The organism is Mycobacterium sp. NGS26 (genome assembly GCF_059813025.1).
The window spans coordinates 1-423 of the sequence record NZ_JCALDU010000040.1 but is presented as its reverse complement, the minus strand read 5'-3'; the positions used below and the strand labels follow the sequence as shown (position 1 = coordinate 423).

Genomic DNA, 423 nt, shown 5'->3' with positions numbered 1-423 from the left:
GGTGTTCGGCGGTGAGCGAAACGGCGCCAACCGCGAGGCCGTCGCCGACGAGGCCGCATAGCCATACATGGTGGTGGCGTCCTGGGCCCACATCTCCATGTACTGGGCCTCGGTCGCGGCGATCGCGGGGGTGTTTTGCCCGAAGAAGTTGGTCGCGATCAGCGTGGCCAGCAGGACCCGGTTGGCCGCGATCACCGGCGGGGGCACCGTCATCATGAACGCCGTCTCATAGGCGGCCGCGGCCGCGCGGGCCTGGTTGGCCGTCTCCTCGGCCTGCCCGGCCATGCTGTCCAGCCAGCTGACATACGGGGTGACCGCCGACAGCATCGACGCCGACGCCGGACCCACCCAGGGCGCGCCGGTCAACTCCGAGACCACCGAGCCATAACCGGCGGCCGCCGCGGCCAACTCAGCCGCCAACCC

The 423-nt window shown here is 70.9% G+C and carries 1 protein-coding gene; it reads right to left on the bottom strand.

Annotated elements, in window-relative coordinates:
• A partial coding sequence (locus AC5Y6X_RS24460; protein ID WP_499989724.1) for a PPE family protein occupies positions 1-423 on the bottom strand: 423 nt, incomplete at both ends.